Origin of the sequence: uncultured Gimesia sp., from assembly GCF_937910335.1 — a bacterium.
Classification (GTDB): Bacteria; Planctomycetota; Planctomycetia; order Planctomycetales; family Planctomycetaceae; genus Gimesia.
On the sequence record NZ_CALEMX010000325.1, the window covers coordinates 1 to 3,032 of the forward strand.

At 47.8% G+C, this 3,032-nt stretch carries 2 protein-coding genes and 1 pseudogene; all 3 read left to right on the forward strand.

Translation table 11 applies throughout. The annotated features are described in order from the left end of the window. Window positions 1-193, forward strand: a pseudogene (locus tag Q0668_RS12955) (sugar ABC transporter substrate-binding protein); the annotation flags it as partial. 6 nt (window positions 194-199) lie between these two features. Continuing rightward, window positions 200-1,702 (forward strand): sugar ABC transporter ATP-binding protein, encoded by a 1,503-nt coding sequence (locus Q0668_RS12960; protein WP_298865294.1) that lies wholly within the window; start codon window positions 200-202, stop codon window positions 1,700-1,702. Window positions 1,703-1,705: 3 nt separating this feature from the next. Continuing rightward, complete coding sequence (locus tag Q0668_RS12965; RefSeq protein ID WP_298865295.1) at window positions 1,706-3,031, forward strand: ABC transporter permease; 1,326 nt, start codon at window positions 1,706-1,708, stop codon at window positions 3,029-3,031. Window position 3,032: the final 1 nt, after the last annotated feature.

Below are 3,032 nucleotides of genomic sequence, written 5' to 3' on the forward strand. Positions count from 1 at the left end.
CGGCAAGGAGGCGATTCTGGAAGGTAAAATACTATGTGATCCGATTCAATTTCCGGATCAAATCGGAAAAGTTACAATCGAGCAGATCATCAAGTATTTTAATGGTGATGATGTAGAAACGGAAATTCTGATCCCTTCCAAGCTCTACTATAAAGAGGACGCAGAAAAAGATCCTCTTCTCAAAAAAGGGTAGGACTTTATGTCGGCTCCTCCCTCTCTCGTGGAATCATCATTGCTCGCCATGCATGGCATCGAGAAATCTTTCCCGGGTGTCCGTGCTTTAGGGGGTGTTGATTTGACAATGGAGCGTGGAGAAGTACTGGCATTGCTTGGCGAAAATGGTGCTGGTAAAAGCACGCTGATCAAGATGCTGGGGGGAGTCTATTTGCCCGACGCGGGTTCGATTTGTATTGATGGAGTTGATGTCCAGTTTTCGAACCCTTCCGAAGCGATTGCTGCAGGCATCGGCATCATCTATCAGGAATTTAACCTCATACCGGGTCTGGCAGCCTGGGAAAACATTTTTCTGGGGCGAGAGAGAAGTTTCGGACTGGTGCGGCGAACTGAGGAGCGACTTCGCGCTGAAGCGTTGTTTGCGCAAATTGGTGTTGCCATTCCAATCGACGTACCTTGTGGTGAATTATCTATCGCCCAGCAACAAGTTGTTGAGATTGCAAAGGCGTTGTCACAGGATGTTCAGTTGATCGTTATGGATGAACCATCGGCGGCACTGACGCCCCAGGAAGTGGCGCGGCTGTTTAAAATTATTCGTGATTTGAAACGAAGCGGCATCGGAGTGATCTACATCAGCCATCGTCTTGATGAGGTTTTCGAGATTGCTGATCGTATTTTGATATTACGCGATGGCGAGGTGGTTGGCGAATCAACTACGGAAGATCTCACTCGACAGAGAATGATCGAGATGATGGTAGGTCGTGAGATTAATAATGAGTTCCCGAAACATCAGCATACAATCAATGAGACTCGTTTGACTGTTAAAGGTTTGAGTCGAGCTAATGCAGTCCGTGATGTCAGTTTCGATATTCATGCTGGAGAAGTGCTGGGACTAACCGGGTTAGTCGGAGCGGGTCGTAGCGAGCTGGCACGTTTGATTTTTGGAGCAGATCGAGCCGATAGGGGGACGATTCTGCTAGATGGAGTCGCACTTGAAATTCATAGCCCGCGCGACGCGATTCAAGCGGGGATCTGTCTACTCACTGAAGATCGTAAGAGTCAGGGGCTGGTGCTTGATGCCAGTGTGCGAGAGAATTTCGGTCTGCCGAATTTGGACGAGTTTTCTGCCTGGGGATGTGTCATGCAAAAACATGAACGGTCTGCGTTTGCAAAATATATTGATCGATTGAGTATTAAAATTCCAAATCAGGAACAGCTCGCGCGCAACCTCTCGGGGGGGAATCAGCAGAAAGTCGTTCTGGCCAAGTGGATGCAAAAAAATGCGGAAGTAGTGATATTTGATGAACCGACGCGTGGCATCGATGTCGGAGCAAAATATGAAATCTATATGCTCATCAACGAATTGGCCAGTCAGGGAAAAGCCATTCTGATGATCAGTTCAGAGTTACCGGAAGTGTTAGGCATGAGCGACCGTATTCTTGTCATGCACGAAGGTCGCATTACAGGCGAAATAGGCGATGTTGCCAATGCGACACAGCAAGAAATTATGGAACTGGCAGTGGCTTGAATTATGACAAAAAAGCAACGATCAAAATTGCTCAATAGCCCCTTCGTTCGGGACTATGGCATGATATTCATGTTGTTGATGCTGGTGATACTCTTTAGTCTGCTGACGGTGAAACTACAGCATCCCACTGGAGCGAGTGCTGGTAATCAGGTGGCCAATACCATTCTTGCCAAACATGGTAATGAGGCTCATGTACTGGTAGTCACACGTAGTACGAAAGAAGATCGCGCCTTCGCACAAGCAGCTGTTAAGCGGCTGGAATCATCAGGGGCTGATGTGCTCGGTCAAGTGAATGGCTCTGCTGCCGATGCGCGAAAAGCGATAGAATCAATTCTCTCCGAAGGAAAGACATTTGACGCGATTGCTGCCAATAATGTGACTGCAATGTGGACAGTGTATGATCGCTTTCCTTCAGTGGGTTCAAAAAAATGTGTGACTCCGAAACCTTACACATGGCCGAACTTTTTGAAGGTCAGTAATTTGATGGGCGTTGCAAATCAGACGGCAATCTATGCGATTATCGCCATCGGTATGACAATGGTGATTATCACTGCCGGAATTGATCTGTCGGTTGGGTCATTGGTCGCACTTGCATCGGTGAGTTCTGCAATCTTCGTTCGAGATTATTGTGGTGGCACTGAAGCGAGTTTGTTCATGGTTTTGGCCGGTATTCTTCTGGGTATTGGGGTTTGTGCCGCGGCGGGAGCGTTTAATGGTTTCATGGTCACTGCCTTTCAGATTCCACCGTTCATTGTGACATTGGGCATGATGATGATGGCCAGCGGCCTTTCGTTTCGTCTTGCAGAGGGGCGTTCCATTCCCGAGTTGCCATCAACTTTTTTCTGGTTGGGTCGTGGTGTGACTTTAGGCGTGCCAAATCCGGTTTTTTTGATGATCGTGCTATATCTGATTGCAAATTTTGTGATGTCGAGAATGGTATTTGGACGTTACATCTATTCGATCGGCGGGAACGAAGAGGCCGCACGTTTATCCGGAGTTCCCGTGAAACGTGTTTTGTTAGCAGTCTACACAATTTGTGGAGCCCTTGCCGGGTTGGGTGGGATCATGCTGACGTCACAACTTTCGGCCGGCGATCCTAAATTTGGATTAATGTATGAACTGGAAGTAATTGCCGCGGTCGTGGTTGGTGGCACTTCGTTGATGGGCGGACAGGGAAAAATCTTTGGTACTCTGATCGGAGCTTTCATTATTGCGGTGATCAAAAACGGAATGAATCTGACAGACGTCGATCCATTCAATCAAAAAATCGTTCTTGGAGCGGTCCTGACTGCAGCGGTATTGATTGACCGCTTAAAACGTCACGCGTGAT

Bases quoted from the DNA above. Each gene is read 5' to 3' on its own strand.
- Q0668_RS12965 (WP_298865295.1), top strand. From the start codon at position 1,706: ATGACAAAAAAGCAACGATCAAAATTGCTCAATAGCCCCTTCGTTCGG.
- Q0668_RS12960 (WP_298865294.1), top strand. From the start codon at position 200: ATGTCGGCTCCTCCCTCTCTCGTGGAATCATCATTGCTCGCCATGCAT.